General features: G+C 57.5%; 15 protein-coding genes and 1 tRNA gene. 9 read left to right on the forward strand and 7 right to left on the reverse strand.

What is annotated here, in order from left to right; translation table 11 throughout:
* Positions 1 to 61: 61 nt before the first annotated feature.
* Positions 62 to 1717 carry an iron ABC transporter permease gene (locus Q0903_RS07970; protein ID WP_299414405.1) on the forward strand — a complete coding sequence of 552 codons (1656 nt, stop codon included), beginning with the start codon at positions 62 to 64 and terminating at the stop codon, positions 1715 to 1717.
* Between the two features lie 111 nt (positions 1718 to 1828).
* On the opposite strand, the gene yghU is transcribed toward Q0903_RS07970, so the two are convergent.
* Complete coding sequence (gene yghU / locus Q0903_RS07975; protein ID WP_299414407.1) at positions 1829 to 2689, reverse strand: glutathione-dependent disulfide-bond oxidoreductase; 861 nt, start codon at positions 2687 to 2689, stop codon at positions 1829 to 1831.
* A 149-nt stretch (positions 2690 to 2838) separates the two neighbouring features.
* On the opposite strand from yghU, the gene Q0903_RS07980 reads away from it, so the two are divergent.
* On the forward strand, positions 2839 to 3384 hold the full coding sequence (locus Q0903_RS07980; protein WP_299414409.1) for a hypothetical protein: 546 nt from the start codon (positions 2839 to 2841) through the stop codon (positions 3382 to 3384).
* 92 nt (positions 3385 to 3476) lie between these two features.
* On the opposite strand, the gene ykgO is transcribed toward Q0903_RS07980, so the two are convergent.
* Together ykgO and Q0903_RS07990 are read right to left on the reverse strand one after the other, a co-directional pair.
* Positions 3477 to 3602: a type B 50S ribosomal protein L36 gene (gene ykgO / locus Q0903_RS07985; RefSeq protein WP_025058716.1), complete on the reverse strand. Its 126-nt coding sequence runs from the start codon at positions 3600 to 3602 to the stop codon at positions 3477 to 3479.
* An 86-nt stretch (positions 3603 to 3688) separates the two neighbouring features.
* Positions 3689 to 3763, reverse strand: a tRNA-Val gene (locus Q0903_RS07990).
* Between the two features lie 152 nt (positions 3764 to 3915).
* Between Q0903_RS07990 and Q0903_RS07995 the strand changes: the two genes are divergently transcribed.
* Positions 3916 to 4776 (forward strand): N-formylglutamate amidohydrolase, encoded by an 861-nt coding sequence (locus Q0903_RS07995; protein WP_299027534.1) that lies wholly within the window; start codon positions 3916 to 3918, stop codon positions 4774 to 4776.
* An 89-nt stretch (positions 4777 to 4865) separates the two neighbouring features.
* On the opposite strand, the gene Q0903_RS08000 is transcribed toward Q0903_RS07995, so the two are convergent.
* Positions 4866 to 6119, reverse strand: a complete 1254-nt coding sequence (locus Q0903_RS08000) for a DNA polymerase IV (protein ID WP_299027766.1) — start codon at positions 6117 to 6119, stop codon at positions 4866 to 4868.
* A gap of 60 nt (positions 6120 to 6179) precedes the next feature.
* Between Q0903_RS08000 and Q0903_RS08005 the strand changes: the two genes are divergently transcribed.
* Positions 6180 to 6623, forward strand: a complete 444-nt coding sequence (locus Q0903_RS08005; RefSeq protein WP_299414413.1) for an NUDIX hydrolase — start codon at positions 6180 to 6182, stop codon at positions 6621 to 6623.
* Between the two features lie 188 nt (positions 6624 to 6811).
* Here the strand turns inward: Q0903_RS08005 and pyrF are convergent, their stop codons facing one another.
* Positions 6812 to 7531: an orotidine-5'-phosphate decarboxylase gene (gene pyrF / locus Q0903_RS08010; protein ID WP_299414416.1), complete on the reverse strand. Its 720-nt coding sequence runs from the start codon at positions 7529 to 7531 to the stop codon at positions 6812 to 6814.
* Positions 7532 to 7749: 218 nt separating this feature from the next.
* Positions 7750 to 8079, reverse strand: coding sequence for an orotidine 5-phosphate decarboxylase (locus Q0903_RS08015; protein WP_299027543.1), 330 nt, complete (start codon positions 8077 to 8079; stop codon positions 7750 to 7752).
* Between the two features lie 379 nt (positions 8080 to 8458).
* Here Q0903_RS08015 and clpB point away from each other — a divergent pair, with 379 nt between their 5' ends.
* Together clpB and Q0903_RS08025 are read left to right on the forward strand one after the other, a co-directional pair.
* The gene (clpB, locus tag Q0903_RS08020) at positions 8459 to 11074 is read left to right on the forward strand and encodes an ATP-dependent chaperone ClpB (RefSeq protein WP_299414419.1); all 2616 of its coding nucleotides are present in this window, start codon (positions 8459 to 8461) and stop codon (positions 11072 to 11074) included.
* 167 nt (positions 11075 to 11241) lie between these two features.
* On the forward strand, positions 11242 to 12573 hold the full coding sequence (locus tag Q0903_RS08025; RefSeq protein ID WP_299414422.1) for a hypothetical protein: 1332 nt from the start codon (positions 11242 to 11244) through the stop codon (positions 12571 to 12573).
* A 97-nt stretch (positions 12574 to 12670) separates the two neighbouring features.
* On the opposite strand, the gene Q0903_RS08030 is transcribed toward Q0903_RS08025, so the two are convergent.
* A complete protein-coding gene (locus Q0903_RS08030; protein ID WP_299027551.1) occupies positions 12671 to 13153 on the reverse strand; it encodes a fasciclin domain-containing protein in 483 nt (160 codons plus the stop codon).
* Positions 13154 to 13532: 379 nt separating this feature from the next.
* Here Q0903_RS08030 and msrP point away from each other — a divergent pair, with 379 nt between their 5' ends.
* The 3 genes from msrP (at position 13533) to Q0903_RS08045 (ending at position 15377) form a co-directional block, all read left to right on the forward strand.
* On the forward strand, positions 13533 to 14438 hold the full coding sequence (gene msrP, locus Q0903_RS08035; RefSeq protein WP_299027554.1) for a protein-methionine-sulfoxide reductase catalytic subunit MsrP: 906 nt from the start codon (positions 13533 to 13535) through the stop codon (positions 14436 to 14438).
* Between the two features lie 74 nt (positions 14439 to 14512).
* Positions 14513 to 15115 carry a protein-methionine-sulfoxide reductase heme-binding subunit MsrQ gene (gene msrQ, locus Q0903_RS08040; protein WP_299027557.1) on the forward strand — a complete coding sequence of 201 codons (603 nt, stop codon included), beginning with the start codon at positions 14513 to 14515 and terminating at the stop codon, positions 15113 to 15115.
* 115 nt (positions 15116 to 15230) lie between these two features.
* Positions 15231 to 15377: a hypothetical protein gene (locus Q0903_RS08045; RefSeq protein ID WP_299414426.1), complete on the forward strand. Its 147-nt coding sequence runs from the start codon at positions 15231 to 15233 to the stop codon at positions 15375 to 15377.
* The last annotated feature ends 507 nt before the right edge of the window (positions 15378 to 15884 follow it).

Below are 15884 nucleotides of genomic sequence, written 5' to 3' on the forward strand. Positions count from 1 at the left end.
TCGTCGCGAGTTGTAGCGATGGGGTGCTTTTCTTTCTGACTAAAATGGTCGACATAGGCGTATGGCTGATGTTGCAACACCTGTGAAAAAGACCAAGCGTGACAGTGCGCGTGCATTGTCGTGGTTTGCTGTTCTGGTCGCGGCCACCTGTGCATTGCCTATGCTGGCGGTGTTGCTGGCAGCAATGTCGGGCGGCGTGGAGACGGTTCGGCATCTGGCCGATACCGTTCTGGGTGATTATGCGCGCACCACGCTGACACTGGTTGTGCTGGTTGCGACGGGGACGTTTTGCGTAGGCGTCGGTGCTGCGTGGCTGGTGACGATGACCCGCTTTCCGGGAGTGCGATTTTTCGAAATTGCGCTGGTGCTTCCTCTGGCTTTTCCGGCCTACGTGTTGGCCTATGCCTATACACATGTGCTGGATCACCCCGGGATCGTGCAAGCGACACTGCGGGATCTGACGGGGTGGGGGCCACGTGACTATTGGTTTCCCGAAATCAGATCGCTTGGCGGTGCTGCGGCGATGCTGGTGCTGGTGCTTTACCCCTATGTGTACCTGCTGTCGCGCGCGGCATTCCTGCAGCAAAGCGGCACAACATTTCTGGCTGCCCGCGCGCTGGGGTCATCCCCGTGGGCTGCGTTTTTCAAGATAAGCCTGCCACTGGCGCGTCCCGCGATCGCGGGGGGGGTGCTGCTGGCGGTGATGGAGACGATTGCCGATTTCGGCACTGTTGCGTATTTCGGGGTGCAGACCTTTGCGACAGGCATCTACACCAGTTGGTTTTCGTTGTTTGACCGTGTGGGTGCGGCGCAACTGGCCCTGTGTTTGCTCAGCTTTGCCTTGTTGCTGGCGATGCTGGAGCGGTTGCAAAGGGGTGACGCGCGGTATCACGATCCAGCACGGCGGGCGAATGCGGCACCGCCGCTGACGTTGAGCGGGTGGCGCGGTGTTTTCGCCACGGCGCTGTGTGCAGTGCCTGTTGTGTTCGGCGCGCTGCTGCCGATTGGTGTGTTGTTCTCGATGGGTCTGGGGTCGGAGCAGAACCTGCTGAGTGCGCGCTATCTGGGGTTCATTCAGAACTCGGCTACGCTTGCATCGGTTGCGGCGGTGGTGACTGTACTGGCGGCGATCAGCGTGGGTTTCTATCAGCGGCTGGACGGGGGCCGCCGATCAAGCGGGGCGGCCTATGTCGCGCGGCTGGGGTATGCGGTGCCAGGTGGTGTGATCGCTGTCGGTTTGCTTGTGCCGTTTGCGGCGTTCGACAATGCGCTGGATGCGTGGATGCGGGCGACATTTGATATCTCGACCGGTCTGCTGATCACGGGGAGTATCTGGCTGTTGGTGATTGCTTATATGGTGCGGTTTCTCGCGGCTGCCCTCGGGGCGTATGAAGGCGGGCAGGCCATGGTGCATGTGAACATGGACGCGGCCTCACGATCGTTGGGACAGGGGCCTGTGGGCACGCTGCGGCGTGTGCATCTGCCGATCCTGACGCCAAGCCTGCTGACGGCTTTGCTGATCGTGTTTGTGGATGTGATGAAAGAGCTGCCGGCCACATTAATCATGCGGCCCTTCAATTTTGACACGCTCGCGGTGCAGGCTTACCGCTTGGCCAGTGACGAGCGGTTGGAAGGGGCGGCGGTGCCTAGTCTTGTGATTGTAGCGATGGGGTTGCTGCCGGTGATTTTGATTTGTCGTCAGGTGAAGCGGCAGTAAGAGTTTGTGCGCGGGCGGCAGTGCATTTCGCCCCTGTGGGATTGAGTTTATTGGAAAAATAAAGAAGCGGGACGCGCGCACCAATCGTCGGTGCGCGCGCCTTTTCTGGTGCTATTTTGCAACTTTGTCTTGGGTTTTGGTGTCAAAGTCGCTGGCATCGTGCCGCTCATGCAGTTGCATGGACAGATCATCGCCAAAGGCGCGGTTGACCATGCGACCGCGGGTGACGGCAGGGCGTGCATCAATTGTTTCAGCCCAGCGCATGACATTCTTGTAAGAGGCCACGTCAAGGAATTCTGCCGCCGAATAGAGGCGGCCGAGCACCAACTGGCCGTACCATGACCAAATCGCGATGTCGGCGATGGAGTATTCGCCTGCAAACCATTCGTTATCGGCAAGGTGGCGGTCCATTACGTCAAGCTGGCGTTTGGTCTCCATCGTGAAGCGGTCGATGGGATATTGGAACTTTTCAGGGGCATAGGCGTAAAAATGGCCGAAGCCGCCACCCAGATACGGGGCCGAGCCCATCTGCCAGAACAGCCAGCTCATCATTTCGGTGCGCTGTGCGGGGTCTTTGGGCGTGAAGGCACCGAATTTTTCGGCGAGGTAGAGCAGGATTGCACCGCTCTCGAAGACGCGCTGGGGCGGCGTGGTGGAATGATCCATCAGTGCGGGGATTTTGGAGTTGGGGTTCACGTCGACAAAGCCAGAGCCGAATTGCACACCTTCACCGATGTTGACCAGCCAGGCGTCATATTCAGCACCCTTGTGTCCTGCGGCCAGCAGCTCTTCGAGCATGATGGTCACTTTGACGCCGTTTGGCGTTGCGAGGGAATAGAGTTGGAACGGGTGCTTGCCGATCTCTAGCTCTTTGTCATGTGTCGGACCTGCGATGGGGCGGTTAATAGAGGCGAACTTGCCGCCGCTTTCGGCCTCCCATGTCCATACTTTGGGCGGAGTGTACTCGGTCATGGCGGTGTCCTTTGTCATGTGGTGTCTGTTGCAGATATACTGCGCGTTGACAGGGACAAGTACCAGTGCGCACGGCCCAATTGTTTGTGAAGGCTGGTTACGCTGACTGGCTTGTATAGTCTGACAACGTGAATAGCGGGAGAAGGCGAATGGGATATGCCAGATTTAAACTGTGGTGCTGCGGCGCATTGGTAAGTCTTTTTCTGGCGCCGGTGCTGTTAATGGCGCAAACCGTCCCTTGGGACGATGACAAACCACGGCAAGGCCTGATGTGGAATAGAACAGGCCTGCCTGCGGTCTTTCCACTGCAAGTCAAAACCACCATTGGCGAGGACTATGTGCTGTTACTGTCGGATCCGCAAACGGGGGCCGATGTGCTGGCTGCATTTATTGTAGGGGGCCGGTTTTTTCGTGTGTTGGTGCCACCGGGTACGTTTCGGGTGCGGTTTGCCGCAGGTGTGACATGGCAAGGCGCGGATACCATGTTTGGCCGTGCCGGACAGACGAGAATCATAGAGATGCCCGAACTGCTGACCTTTGAGGTGAAAGGTTTGCGAACCAAGAGGGGACATTTGATCGATTTGACGAATTCGTCGGTAGGAGAGTTGGCGCTGCGGCTTCCTTTGCGCGGTCAACTGGTGCCACCGGTCAGCAGGTTAGAGACGCGCGGTCGGATTGCCGTTGCCCCGTCCTGAGCACCGTCCTGATTTCTACAAAGCCAACGGCACAACAGAAAAGAGGCTGCATCACGGGGAAGCAGCCTCTTTCAAATCTGTGTCAAAGCGAATTAACCCTGACGGGCTTTGAAACGCTTTTGTGTTTTGTTGATCACGTAAACGCGGCCTTTGCGGCGCACGACGCGGCAATCACGGTGCCGGTTCTTCAGCGAGCGGAGCGAATTGCGAACTTTCATCGAATTCTTCCTTCCAGTTGTCTGGGCGCGGGCCAGCGCCGGGTTACGGGCGACACATTTGTTGCACAAATGCGCCAGTGAATACATGGTGGGCGATACTGGGATCGAACCAGTGACCCCTTCGATGTCAACGAAGTGCTCTACCGCTGAGCTAATCACCCACTTATATGAACGAAGTGACCTTGCCCCAAACAAAAATGGGGCGCGAATACACCGCGCCGTCCGCGTGCTATAAAAGGAGTCGGCTGCGTGATCAAGGGCTTTTGGCTTTGTTATAAACTGCGCTATGTCTTTTCTGACCAAGGAGACGTTTATGCCCGCTGCCGCCTTCGATGTATCTCTGCCTGCAACTGCATCTTCATGCGTTGTTTTTGCATCCCCCCATTCGGGGCGGGACTATACCTGGTCGTTCATGCGCAAAACGGTTTTGAACGAACACGCGATCCGCTCGTCCGAAGATGCCTTTGTGGATGAGCTGTTTGAATGTGCGCCACAGTACGGCGCTGCGTTCATAAAAGCGGGTGCGCCGCGCGCCTACGTTGATCTGAACCGCGCTCGGGACGAGTTGGACCCTGCCTTGATCGAAGGGGTGCGGCGCGTGGGGCATAATCCGCGTGTGGCATCGGGCCTTGGCGTGATTCCTCGCGTGGTGGCCAATGGCCGCGCAATATACCGCGGTAAGATGACCCTGCATGAGGCCCAAGAACGTATTTCCCAATATTGGGAGCCGTACCATGACCGCCTGCAAGCCTTGCTGGACACTGCACACACGCGCCACGGCCAAACGGTTCTGATCGATTGCCATTCAATGCCACATGAGGCGATGGACGGTGTCGCACGCGCAGGCGTCCGCAGGCCCGATGTTGTGCTGGGGGACCGTTTCGGCGCGGCTGCCAGCGGTGATGTGGTCGACAGGATCGAGGCAGCTTTTGGTGATGCGGGGTTCATCGTTACCCGTAATTCGCCTTTTGCTGGGGCTTATATCACGCAAGCCTACGGCAAGCCGAAGATCGGCCAGCATGCGGTGCAGGTCGAAATCGACCGCTCGCTTTATATGAACGAACAGTTGATCCGCCCGAATGGGGACTTCGAGGCTGTTCAGAAGGCACTGCGCGAAGTCATCAAAGAAGTGGCGCTGATCGGTCAAAGCCGCATTCCGCTGGCTGCTGAATAGCATCATCAGACGAGGCGCCTATTTTTCTTGGCCTTAAATCCTCCGGGGAATCATCCCTTTGGGGATGATGGGGCTGGCCCCATACCTGCTCACCGCAATGTGCGTCCTTTGACAATGGCGCGGGCACCGAAGCGGTCGCGGATCGCATCCGTGGCGCGCTCGGCCTCCGAACGGCGTGCGGCATCGGGGTCCAGCAGGTCGCCCAGCTTGTCTGCTCCTGTCCCATCGCTGAGGTCGGATATGCCACAGCCCAACAGGCGGTATGGTCCCTGTGCGCCGACCTGATCGAATAAACCACGCGCCGTACGGTAGATGCGATCAGCCAATTGTGTCGGATCGCTGAGTGCGACCCTGCGCGACAGCAGCGTATGGTCTGCACGTTTGAGTTTCAGGGTTACGACCCGCCCTGCAAGGTTTTTTGCCTTTGCGCGGTCAGCGACTTTCTCGGCCATCCGCCAGATATGGCCGTCCAGCAGATCGGGGTCAGACGTGTCCTCGCCAAAGGTTGTCTCGTTCGAGATGGATTTCATAGGCGCATGAGCCGAGACGCGCCTGCGGTCTTGCCCTCGCGCCAGATGGTACAACCGCTCGCCCATGCCGCCAAAGCGCGCAATCAGGTCCCGTTGTTCCCATCGCAGCAGGTCCGAGAAGGTGCGGATGCCCGCCTTGTCCAACGAGGCCTGGGCCGCAGCGCCCACGCCCCAGATCATGCGCACGGGTTTGTCGCGCAGAAAATCCATTGTCTCGGCCTGTCCGATGACCGAAAATCCGTGGGGTTTGTCGAGATCCGAGGCAACCTTGGCCAGAAATTTGTTGTGGCTTAGCCCGATAGAGCCTGTCAGGCCAAGCTCTGTCTTCATGCGCCGCACCAACCGCGCCAGCATGACAGCGGGCGGCGCGCCGTGCAGTTTGGTGGTGCCGCTCATATCAAGGAAGGCCTCGTCCAGCGACAGTGGCTCGATTGCGGGTGTCAGTTCCTCCATCATCTCGCGGATGGCGCGGGAGGCTTTGACGTATTCCTCCATGCGCGGACGGATGACGACGGCCTCGGGGCACAGCTTGAGCGCCTGAAACATGGGCATGGCCGAGCGGACACCGCGGATGCGCGCGACGTAGCACGCTGTCGAGACAACACCGCGCCGCCCGCCGCCGATGATAACGGGTTTTCCGTCTAGTGTCGGGTCGTCACGTTTTTCGACAGAAGCGTAAAACGCATCACAATCCATATGCGCAATACTCAGATCCCATAGCTCGGGGTGCCGCGTCACGCGCGGGCTGCCGCAGGCGGGGCAACGGCGGGTATCGTCGAATTGGTGTAAGCAATCGCGGCAGAGTGCGGGCATGGCGGGGATTGTGATCTGTTGAAGGATGCCCGACCATAGACCCGCCGCACGGAGAATCCCATGCAATTCGACATCACACCCTATGACGGACAACCCTTTGAGGGGGCAAAGCTGGCGCTGTATCTTGGTGCGCGACTGGCAGTGATCCTGCGCGATGCGACACCTGGTCTGATCTTTGCCGATCATTGGGATCTGCCAGGGGGCGGGCGCGAGGGGGGCGAAACCCCTCTGGTCTGCGCCTTGCGGGAGTGCCGCGAAGAACTGGGGCTGATAGTACCCGAAGGCAATGTCGTGTGGGGGGCGAAGTTTTATGAGGGAGTGGCAGCCAAGTGGTTTTATGTGGCGCAGCTACCACAGCAGTTCATGCAAGATGTCGCGTTCGGCGATGAGGGGCAGGGATGGACATTGATGGAAGAAGACCGGTTCCTGCACCACCCCAAGGCGGTGCCGGTATTTCAGGAGCGGCTGTCGATCTGGAAACAGACGCAGAGCGGAAATATCTGATATTGTTTGATAAATTTTCAAAAACCCCCCCGCTGCTTTTAGCGGGGGGAAGGTGACGAACATCAGGAAGATCCAGTTCGTCGGGGAGTATCACCATCAATAAGGTAGCACGAAAACGGTCTTTCACATAGTCAGGGATACCTGACTTTTGCGGCAAAATCGCCGCCTGTGTCTGAATTAGCACACGGTTAGGTTGTTGCGGCCACGCCGTTGATTTCGGCCAATACTGCGCGTGCGGCTGCTGCGGGATCGTCCGCACGGTGGATCGGGCGTCCTACCACCACGTGATTTGCGCCGTTCCGGATGGCTTGTGCGGGCGTCGTGACCCTCATTTGATCACCCAGATCGGCCCCTGCGGGGCGCACACCGGGAGTGACGATCAGCTTGCCTGCGGCCTCGGGCTGTGCGCGGATCATGGCGGCCTCTTGCGGGGAGGCGATAACGCCGTCTGCGCCTGCCTCGAACGCATGTATGGCGCGTTCGACCACCAGATCAGGCACATCGCCTGCGCGGATCAGGCTGGCGTCCAGATCGCTGCGGTCCAGCGAAGTCAGGATGGTGACGCCGAGAATTTTCATATCACTGCCTGCAGCCCCTTCTTTGGCTGCGCGGACAACATGGGGATCGCCGTGTACTGTGAGAAAATCCAGATCGAATTGAGCAAGGCCGCGCACTGCGGCCTCAACGGTGGCACCGATATCGAACAGCTTCATATCCAGAAAGATGCGTTTGCCGTGCTCTTGTTTAAGCTCGTTGGCCAGTGCCAGACCGCCGCCTGTCAGCATGCCTAGACCGATCTTGTAAAAACCGACCGCATCACCGATCCGCTCGGCCATCTCTAACCCTGCAATGGCATTGGGGACATCAAGGGCAACGATCAGGCGGTCATCGGTATGTGCTACGGTCATTGGGGCGTTCTCCATCGGGGCAAGAATTGACAAACGTCCGAGGCCCTATGTCAGCACGGGGGAGATGTACAGAAAAAAGGTCCGGCTGCACAGGGGCAAGCCGGACCAAGTATCACAGACAGTGCAGGCAGGCAGACGTCTGTGTGTTTGCGCGCGGCCTTGGCATGCAGGGACAGGAGCATGCTGTGGCGGTGCGCGCAAAAGGGAATGTCGTGGTTTCAGGCAGCCTTGTGCGCAGAGCCGAAGCCAAGCTGTGCCAGCCATTTGCGCGGATCAAACCGCTGACGGCCAGCGCGCGGTGCAGGCGCATGGCTGCGCATCTGCGATTTAAGACCAAACCGCTGTGTGTGGCGGCGCAAGGCTTGCGTCGTCAGACCTGCGGCCGCTTCGTCAAACTCCATCGTGATGGGCGCTTGGATGGCGCAGGGGTATTTCGCTGTGCGTGACCCCGTATCTACGATGACCAGCGCCTCAAAGCATTGGCTGGCAGCATTGTAGATCACATCGTTGATCTGGACTTTGGGCTGTGTGTTCAGTTGTTGTGTCATTCTCGTCACCTCATGTACCCCATTATTTTTGCAGGGTTTGTTTTACCGCTAAAATCAAAATGGTTACTTCGATTGCTTATTTAACTGTTAACTTGCGACTTAGTTTCCCCGCGCAGCCATAAAATATGGTAAAAAACTATAAATACACTTTAAAACAATTGGTTATGTGTGGCGGGATTTCGCTGGCTTTTGAAAAACAGACCGTGATCGCGTGAAACAATTCGGCCAAAGCAGATATCTTTTTGCTGGATTTGATGCTTTCAGGCTCTTGATTGGGGGCGCTGCCCTCCCCAAATAATCATTGTGAGGTTCGCAACAGAGGTATGCCGCCGGGCGGGTACCCCGAAGACGCGAACGCTTTGATATAAAGGAGAATACCATGGACTTGAGCAAGTTCACGGAGCGGTCGCGCGGCTTTGTACAAGCGGCGCAGACGATCGCCACACGCGAAAGCCACCAGCGGCTGGCGCCAGAGCATCTGCTAAAAGCATTACTGGATGACGAGGAAGGGTTGGCCTCCAACCTGATTAGCGCAAGCGGCGGTGATGCTGCGGCGGTCAAGCAGGCTGTCGATATCGCATTGGGTAAAATGCCCAAAGTCACAGGTGATGCAGCACAGACTTATCTGGACGGTGCAACCACGCGGGTACTGGCCGAAGCAGAAGCCCTGGCCAAGAAAGCGGGAGACAGCTTTGTCCCTGTAGAGCGTATCTTGATGGCGCTGTGCATGGTCAAATCGGGCGCCAAGACTGCACTTGAGGCAGGCAAGGTAAGCGCGCAGTCGCTGAACTCGGCTGTGAATGATCTGCGCAAGGGGCGTACGGCAGACAGTGCCAGCGCCGAAGACGGTTATGACGCGTTGAAGAAATACGCCCAAGACCTGACCGCGCGCGCGCAGGAGGGCAAGATTGACCCGATCATCGGCCGCGATGAGGAAATTCGTCGCGCCATGCAGGTGTTGTCCCGCCGCACCAAGAACAACCCCGTTCTGATCGGTGAGCCTGGTGTGGGTAAGACAGCAATTGCCGAAGGCCTCGCCTTGCGGATCGTCAACGGTGATGTGCCTGAAAGCCTGCGCAACAAAAAGCTGTTGGCGCTGGACATGGGCGCATTGATCGCGGGCGCGAAGTATCGTGGTGAGTTTGAAGAGCGTCTCAAGGCTGTGTTGACCGAGGTTACACAGGCCGCAGGCGAGATCGTGTTGTTCATCGACGAGATGCACACGCTGGTGGGTGCGGGTAAGGCAGATGGCGCGATGGACGCGGCCAATCTGATCAAGCCTGCGCTGGCGCGCGGTGAATTGCACTGCATTGGGGCGACGACGCTGGACGAATACCGCAAATACGTCGAGAAAGACGCGGCCCTTGCGCGGCGGTTCCAGCCGGTGATGGTTTTGGAGCCGACTGTAGAGGATACGGTCAGCATCCTGCGCGGCATCAAGGAGAAGTACGAGCTGCACCATGGTGTGCGGATCACCGACAGCGCCTTGGTGGCGGCGGCCACGTTGAGCCATCGCTATATCACCGACCGTTTCCTGCCTGACAAGGCAATCGACCTGATGGACGAGGCGGCAAGCCGTCTGCGTATGGAAGTCGACAGCAAGCCCGAAGAGCTGGATGCGCTGGACCGTCAGGTCTTGCAGCTTCAGATCGAGGAAGAGGCGCTGAAGCTGGAAGACGACCAAGCCAGCAAGGACCGTCTGGAGACGTTGCAGAAGGATCTGGCGGAATTGCAGGAGCGCAGTGCCGGAATGACAGCAGCGTGGCAGGCCGAGCGTGACAAGCTGGAAGGTGCGCGTGGCATCAAAGAGCAGCTTGACCGCGCGCGTGCCGATCTGGATATCGCCAAGCGGGACGGCAATCTGGCCAAGGCTGGTGAGCTGTCTTATGGCGTGATCCCCGATCTGGAACGGCAGCTGGTCGAGGCCGAAAGCCGCGATGACGGTATGATGGTGGAAGAGGCCGTGCGCCCCGACCAGATCGCATCTGTGGTCGAGCGGTGGACGGGTATCCCCGCAGGCAAGATGCTGGAAGGCGAGCGTGACAAGCTGCTGCGCATGGAAGAGCAGCTGCATGGCCGCGTGATCGGGCAGGATGCCGCCGTGAAGGCCGTGGCCAACGCTGTGCGCCGTTCACGCGCGGGTCTGAATGACGAGGACCGCCCGCTGGGGAGCTTCCTGTTCCTTGGGCCGACAGGTGTGGGTAAAACCGAGCTTACCAAGGCGGTGGCCGAGTTCATGTTTGATGATGACAGCGCAATGGTGCGGATCGACATGTCGGAGTACATGGAGAAGCACGCGGTTGCCCGTCTGATCGGCGCGCCTCCCGGCTATGTCGGCTATGACGAGGGCGGTGCGTTGACCGAGGCCGTGCGCCGCCGCCCCTATCAGGTGGTGCTGTTCGACGAGGTCGAGAAGGCGCATCCGGATGTGTTCAACGTGCTGTTGCAGGTGCTGGACGATGGTGTGCTGACCGACGGGCAGGGCCGGACGGTGGATTTTAAGCAGACGCTGATTATCCTTACCTCCAACCTTGGGGCGCAGGCACTGAGCAATGCACCTGACGGCAGCGACATGGCGCAGGCCAAACGTGATGTGATGGACGCGGTGCGGGCGCACTTCCGCCCCGAGTTCCTGAACCGTCTGGACGAGACGATCATTTTTGACCGCCTCAACCGCGAAAACATGGACGGTATCGTCACGATCCAGATGGCACGCCTGCTGAAACGTCTGGCGGCGCGCAAGATTGATCTGTCGCTGGATGACAGCGCGCGTAAATGGCTGGCGGATGAGGGGTATGACCCTGTGTTCGGTGCAAGGCCACTGAAGCGGGTGATCCAGTCAGCGTTGCAAAACCCGCTGGCGGAAATGCTGCTTGCGGGGGATTTGAACGATGGGGATACGATCCCTGTGAGTGCAGGCGCTGATGGTTTGATCATCGGCGACCGCATATCGCCGAGCAACAAGCCCAAGCCTGACGAGGCAACGGTGCACTAAAACGGTGCATTGATAAGATAGGAAAGGCCGGAGCGTTTGCTTCGGCCTTTTTCGTTTCGTGTCCGGAATAATACCGTGTTCTGGCCTCATTCACCGCAAGGTTTTGTTGAAAATTCAACACCACTGGCAGGGGGCGGCGGAAGCGCCTCTGGGAATGAGGTGACGCTATGCGCGGAAATGTACTGAAAATAATTGTAGGCGTCGTGGTGGGCGGGTTCTTAGTGAACGCGATTATCGGTCTGGGCATGGTCGCCGTCATCCAGTCCATGATGAACGAGGGTGCCTATGTTGCGCCCCGAAAAGAAGTAAAAGAGATCGCGGGCACGCCTGTCGTGTTGCCCGAGCTGAGTGTGGACAGCGATCTGTCGCGACCCATCGTGTTGAATGAACGCGCAGTGCTATCGCTACAGCTGTCTCGTGCTTTGGGCGTCGGCACGGATGGCTGGCAGCTGCGGTACAACACAAAGGAGGACGGTTTCGCCCTGCGCCCTGATCTGGCTGAGTGTATGACCGTGCCATACGACACCTGCAAATTTATCATCAGAAAGCATGATGCGGAGGTGTTTGTAAAAGGCGACTACAGGCTTTTTGTGCAGCCCCAATATTACCGTAAAAAGCTGTTTCGCGGATTTGACAGAGGGGATGAGAAAACAATCAAGGCGCGGTTCCCCAAGCGGCGCTGGACCCTGCTCAATCCCGACTTTGCGATTGCAGATTATCTGGAGACCGAATGGGTCACGCTGGAGCCTTGGAACGGATTTAACCTTGAGCGCATGGAGAACCACGGCGGCAACGGCGCGTATTTCCTCAGGGCGACACTGGAGGGGGATGGCAAGCTGACGCTGGATATGATGACCAATGCGCCGCTTGAGGAGGTTAAGGCCCAGTTGGCTGAGATGGATCTGGATCTGTTGCGGGCGATGGTAGTCCCAGTTCCCTTCGGCGGGTTTGATACGCTAGATCTTTTTGTGTCTGATGTGTTGGAAGACCGTCTGAAAAACACCCGCTATCTGCCGCCATCCGATGAGGAATTGCTGGCCAAAGTGGCGCAGATGTCACCGAGAGCGAAGACTGAACATTTCGGAGCTTTGGTACGGGCCGCGCGGCTGAAACGGGCATCCATTTTTGACTTTGACGTGCTGTATCGCGCAGACGAGGATCAGGGATTGCAGGATACGCGCGACTTCCTTGCAGGGCTGATAGAGGAAGATGACGTTCGCTATGACGTGCTGAACAAAGAGCATAAGCAGGATTTACGGATCGGTAGCTGCGTCGCAACCCAAGCAGGCACCTTCTGCAAAGATAACGCCGATGCAATTCGTATCATTCAAGAGCTGCGCAGGCAGGTGGCCGATGTACCAGAAGAGCCTGTGGCAGTCGAGGGTGATGAAGAGGAGCCTCAATATACCGAAGAGTTGTTTCAAAGGGACATGCGCGAGATCGAAAGGCAGGTCGCGACACTGCTGGCGAAGCTTGGCAGAAGTTATGCCGCTGAGTGAGCCACCGTTCTGGTTCACTTACTGATTCCTGAAAGAAGAAAGCCCGCCGACTGAAACTGTTGGCGGGCTCCCTCATGCCTGAAACTCTGGGGGAGAGTTAGGTACCGGGCATGATCACTTTGTCGATGACGTGGATTACGCCATTTGTGGCTTCGATGTCGGCGGCGGTTACGTTCGCGTCATCTACCATTACGCCATTGTCGAGGTCGATCATGACAGTATCGCCGTTTACGGTGGCTGCTTCCATGTCATCGGTCAGGTCGGTGGACATGACTTTGCCTGCTACCACGTGGTAGGTCAGGATGGCTGCCAGCTGCTCTTTGTTCTCTGGCTTGAGCAGGTCTGCGACGGTGCCTTCGGGCAATGCTGCGAACGCTGCGTCGGTTGGGGCGAATACTGTGAAGGGGCCTTCGCTTTTCAGTGTGTCGACCAGACCGGCGGCTTCGGCTGCGGCCAGCAGTGTGCCGAAGTCACCAGCGGCTGCTGCGGTATCTACGATGTCTTTTGCGTGGCCTGCGGCAAATGCGGAAGTTGTCAGAGCGGCGGCGGCTGTCAGAGAGAGGATTGTCTTACGAAACATGGTGATCTCCTAGATTATCATTGGTGATGCGTTTGTGACATCGGAAGGGATACGCGCCGTTGACGGTTTGGTTCACAAAATTTGAGGGATATATTTTCTTGACCCAATGGGCGGTTGAACTAACCATGCATTTGGTGGCGGTATTCGGCCAAGGCATTGGTTTATTGGCAAGAAATCGCCAATTATTGGTTGCGAGCTGCGACAATTTCGACATCTGCCTTGCCTTGTTGGCGAGGCCTCTGTGGCAGTGGTTTGCTGCGTCGCTCAATTGCTACGGTGTGCTGACAATCCGGTGTGCCGAATGAAATGTAGCCTGAAAGGATTTGGTGCCGGGGGGATGCAGGCTTAGGTATAGTGCAACAAGCAAGGAGATTGCCCCATGGCCATGCGCTGGACCAATACGCTGAAAGAGTCCGATGTGACGGACGAAGCTACATTCCTCAACCGTCGTCAGTTAATGGGCGGTGCTGCTGCTGGTTTGGGGCTGGCGAGCATAGGCGGCGGCGTTGCGGCGGCCGAGGGGCTGACGCCAAGCAGCTATGACGACATCACCCAGTACAACAACTATTACGAGTTCGGTACAGGCAAGGATGATCCAGCCCGTTACGCGCACCAGCTGACCACTGCGCCCTGGACGATAAAGATTGACGGTCTGGTAGACAAACCCGGTGACTACGCCTTTGACGATATTATGGCCGCCATGACGATTGAGGAACGCATCTACCGCTTCCGCTGCGTCGAGGCATGGTCGATGGTGATCCCGTGGAACGGGTTTGAGCTGGCTGATCTGCTGGATATGGCGGGGGTTCAATCGGGTGCAAAATACGTGGCCTTCGAGACGGCCCTGCGTCCTGACGAGATGCCGGGCGTGAAGTACCCTGTGCTGGACTGGCCCTATGTAGAGGGTCTGCGGCTGGATGAGGCGGTGCATCCGTTGACGATGATGGCGACAGGTATCTACGGCAAAGACATCCCCAACCAGAATGGCGCCCCGCTGCGACTGGTGGTGCCGTGGAAATACGGATTTAAATCCATCAAGTCGGTCGTGCGGATCACGCTGACCGACAAGCAGCCGCCCACAAGTTGGAACAAGGCAAATGCGCGTGAGTACGGGTTCTATAGTAATGTGAACCCAGAGGTTAATCACCCACGCTGGTCACAAGCGTCCGAGCGGGTCATCGGCGGCGGGTTGTTCTCCAAGCGGATTCCCACGTTGATGATGAACGGATACGAGGCCGAGGTCGGCAGTCTGTATGCGGGTATGGACCTGAGCAAAGACATATAAGAGTAGTATATAGAGAGAAGGCCGGAGCGTGAGATGCTCCGGCCTTTTGTTTGTAAGGCAGTAGGGACGTGCGCATGAGTGGTTATGTAGACAAGATTAATGGTGCTGCGCGCCGCGTGCCGACTTGGGTTGTCTATATACTGTCTCTATTGCCTGTGCCGTGGCTGCTGTATCTCGCGCAGACGGGCGGCCTTGGGCGTGAGCCTATCAAGGCGTTGGAGCATGAGTTGGGCGAGATTGCTCTGCAATTGCTTATCATTGGGCTGTGCATCACACCGCTGCGCCAGTATCTCGGGCTGAACCTGCTAAAATTCCGCCGCACTTTTGGTCTGTTGGCCTTTACCTATGTGGCGCTGCATCTGCTGGTCTGGGTTGTGTTGGATATGAGCCTGCTCTGGGGGCAGATGTGGGCGGATATCTGGAAGCGTCCTTATATCACCATTGGCATGGCGGGTTTTGTGGCGCTGCTGCCCTTGGCGATTACCTCGAACAATATGTCTATTCGCAAGATGGGTGCCGCTGCATGGCGCAAGCTGCACAAGCTGACCTATGTGGCCGTGATACTGGGGGGGATACATTACCTCTGGTTGGTCAAAGGCATCCAGTTCGAGCCGATCATCTATATGGCTGTGATCCTCGGCTTGATTGCGCTGCGGTATAAACGACTGCTGAAGTAACATCCCGCGATAGGCCTTCGGTATCCGGAGGGCTATCCCATGCAGTTACACAATACTTGTCCTTGTTAAGCCCAACGCGCGCTTTGGCAGCGTGCCCATTTGTTGGGGGGTAGGGATGTCTGTAACGCCGCGCATCGTAGGGGCTGGGCCGATGCGGCAGTTGGCGCTGGGCATGCTGGTCTTTTGGAAGCATTGTTATGCGCAAGAGGCGGGGTGGGGAAAGCCGCTGACCAAGCTGGTAGCGTGTCGCTGGCCTACTTGATCGGTGGGCATGTGTTTGTAGGGTTCGGTGCTGTGATAGGGCTGGGGGCATTACGGTCTGTGGCAACCGCGCAAAGTGCCGATGTTGTAGGGGTGGTGCAGATCGTTGGAGTTTGTCTGTGCCTCGATCGTGTTCAAAGGCCTGTTGGATGTGAACAGCACGGAATGAGAGCGACCATATCGATGATTCCCCGATTCCTGACAGTGATTCACGCGAATAGACGGGGAAGAGCATCTGATTTGCCCTGAATCGGAGACCGGGTTGTGGGTAAATCTGTGGATAACACCAGATGTGGATATGGGGTGCCAATAGTTGACCTAAGGGAGGCGCAACAAAGCTGCGCAAAACACCATTCTAGCGCAATCACATTAGGCTAAATCGTTGAATTTACATAAAAATAGGAAAAACGAGAAAAAAATGAAAATAGGTGAAAAATCTGCTTGCGGGTTCTGGGAAGTAACACTAGAACCCCCCTTACCGGAGACGCAGAGATGCAGACCTGGGGCA

This window comes from uncultured Sulfitobacter sp. (assembly GCF_947502895.1).
GTDB lineage: Bacteria > Pseudomonadota > Alphaproteobacteria > Rhodobacterales > Rhodobacteraceae > Sulfitobacter.

What these genes read in the sequence shown, in the direction of transcription:
- pyrF (WP_299414416.1), bottom strand. Translation starts at nt 7,531, where the DNA reads ATGACCGTAGCACATACCGATGACCGCCTGATCGTTGCCCTTGATGTC.
- ykgO (WP_025058716.1), bottom strand. Translation starts at nt 3,602, where the DNA reads ATGAAAGTTCGCAATTCGCTCCGCTCGCTGAAGAACCGGCACCGTGAT.
- Q0903_RS07980 (WP_299414409.1), top strand. Translation starts at nt 2,839, where the DNA reads ATGGGATATGCCAGATTTAAACTGTGGTGCTGCGGCGCATTGGTAAGT.
- Q0903_RS08005 (WP_299414413.1), top strand. Translation starts at nt 6,180, where the DNA reads ATGCAATTCGACATCACACCCTATGACGGACAACCCTTTGAGGGGGCA.
- Q0903_RS08015 (WP_299027543.1), bottom strand. Translation starts at nt 8,079, where the DNA reads ATGACACAACAACTGAACACACAGCCCAAAGTCCAGATCAACGATGTG.
- clpB (WP_299414419.1), top strand. Translation starts at nt 8,459, where the DNA reads ATGGACTTGAGCAAGTTCACGGAGCGGTCGCGCGGCTTTGTACAAGCG.
- Q0903_RS08025 (WP_299414422.1), top strand. Translation starts at nt 11,242, where the DNA reads ATGCGCGGAAATGTACTGAAAATAATTGTAGGCGTCGTGGTGGGCGGG.
- Q0903_RS07970 (WP_299414405.1), top strand. Translation starts at nt 62, where the DNA reads ATGGCTGATGTTGCAACACCTGTGAAAAAGACCAAGCGTGACAGTGCG.
- Q0903_RS07995 (WP_299027534.1), top strand. Translation starts at nt 3,916, where the DNA reads ATGCCCGCTGCCGCCTTCGATGTATCTCTGCCTGCAACTGCATCTTCA.
- Q0903_RS08000 (WP_299027766.1), bottom strand. Translation starts at nt 6,119, where the DNA reads ATGCCCGCACTCTGCCGCGATTGCTTACACCAATTCGACGATACCCGC.
- yghU (WP_299414407.1), bottom strand. Translation starts at nt 2,689, where the DNA reads ATGACCGAGTACACTCCGCCCAAAGTATGGACATGGGAGGCCGAAAGC.
- Q0903_RS08045 (WP_299414426.1), top strand. Translation starts at nt 15,231, where the DNA reads ATGTCTGTAACGCCGCGCATCGTAGGGGCTGGGCCGATGCGGCAGTTG.
- msrP (WP_299027554.1), top strand. Translation starts at nt 13,533, where the DNA reads ATGGCCATGCGCTGGACCAATACGCTGAAAGAGTCCGATGTGACGGAC.
- Q0903_RS08030 (WP_299027551.1), bottom strand. Translation starts at nt 13,153, where the DNA reads ATGTTTCGTAAGACAATCCTCTCTCTGACAGCCGCCGCCGCTCTGACA.
- msrQ (WP_299027557.1), top strand. Translation starts at nt 14,513, where the DNA reads ATGAGTGGTTATGTAGACAAGATTAATGGTGCTGCGCGCCGCGTGCCG.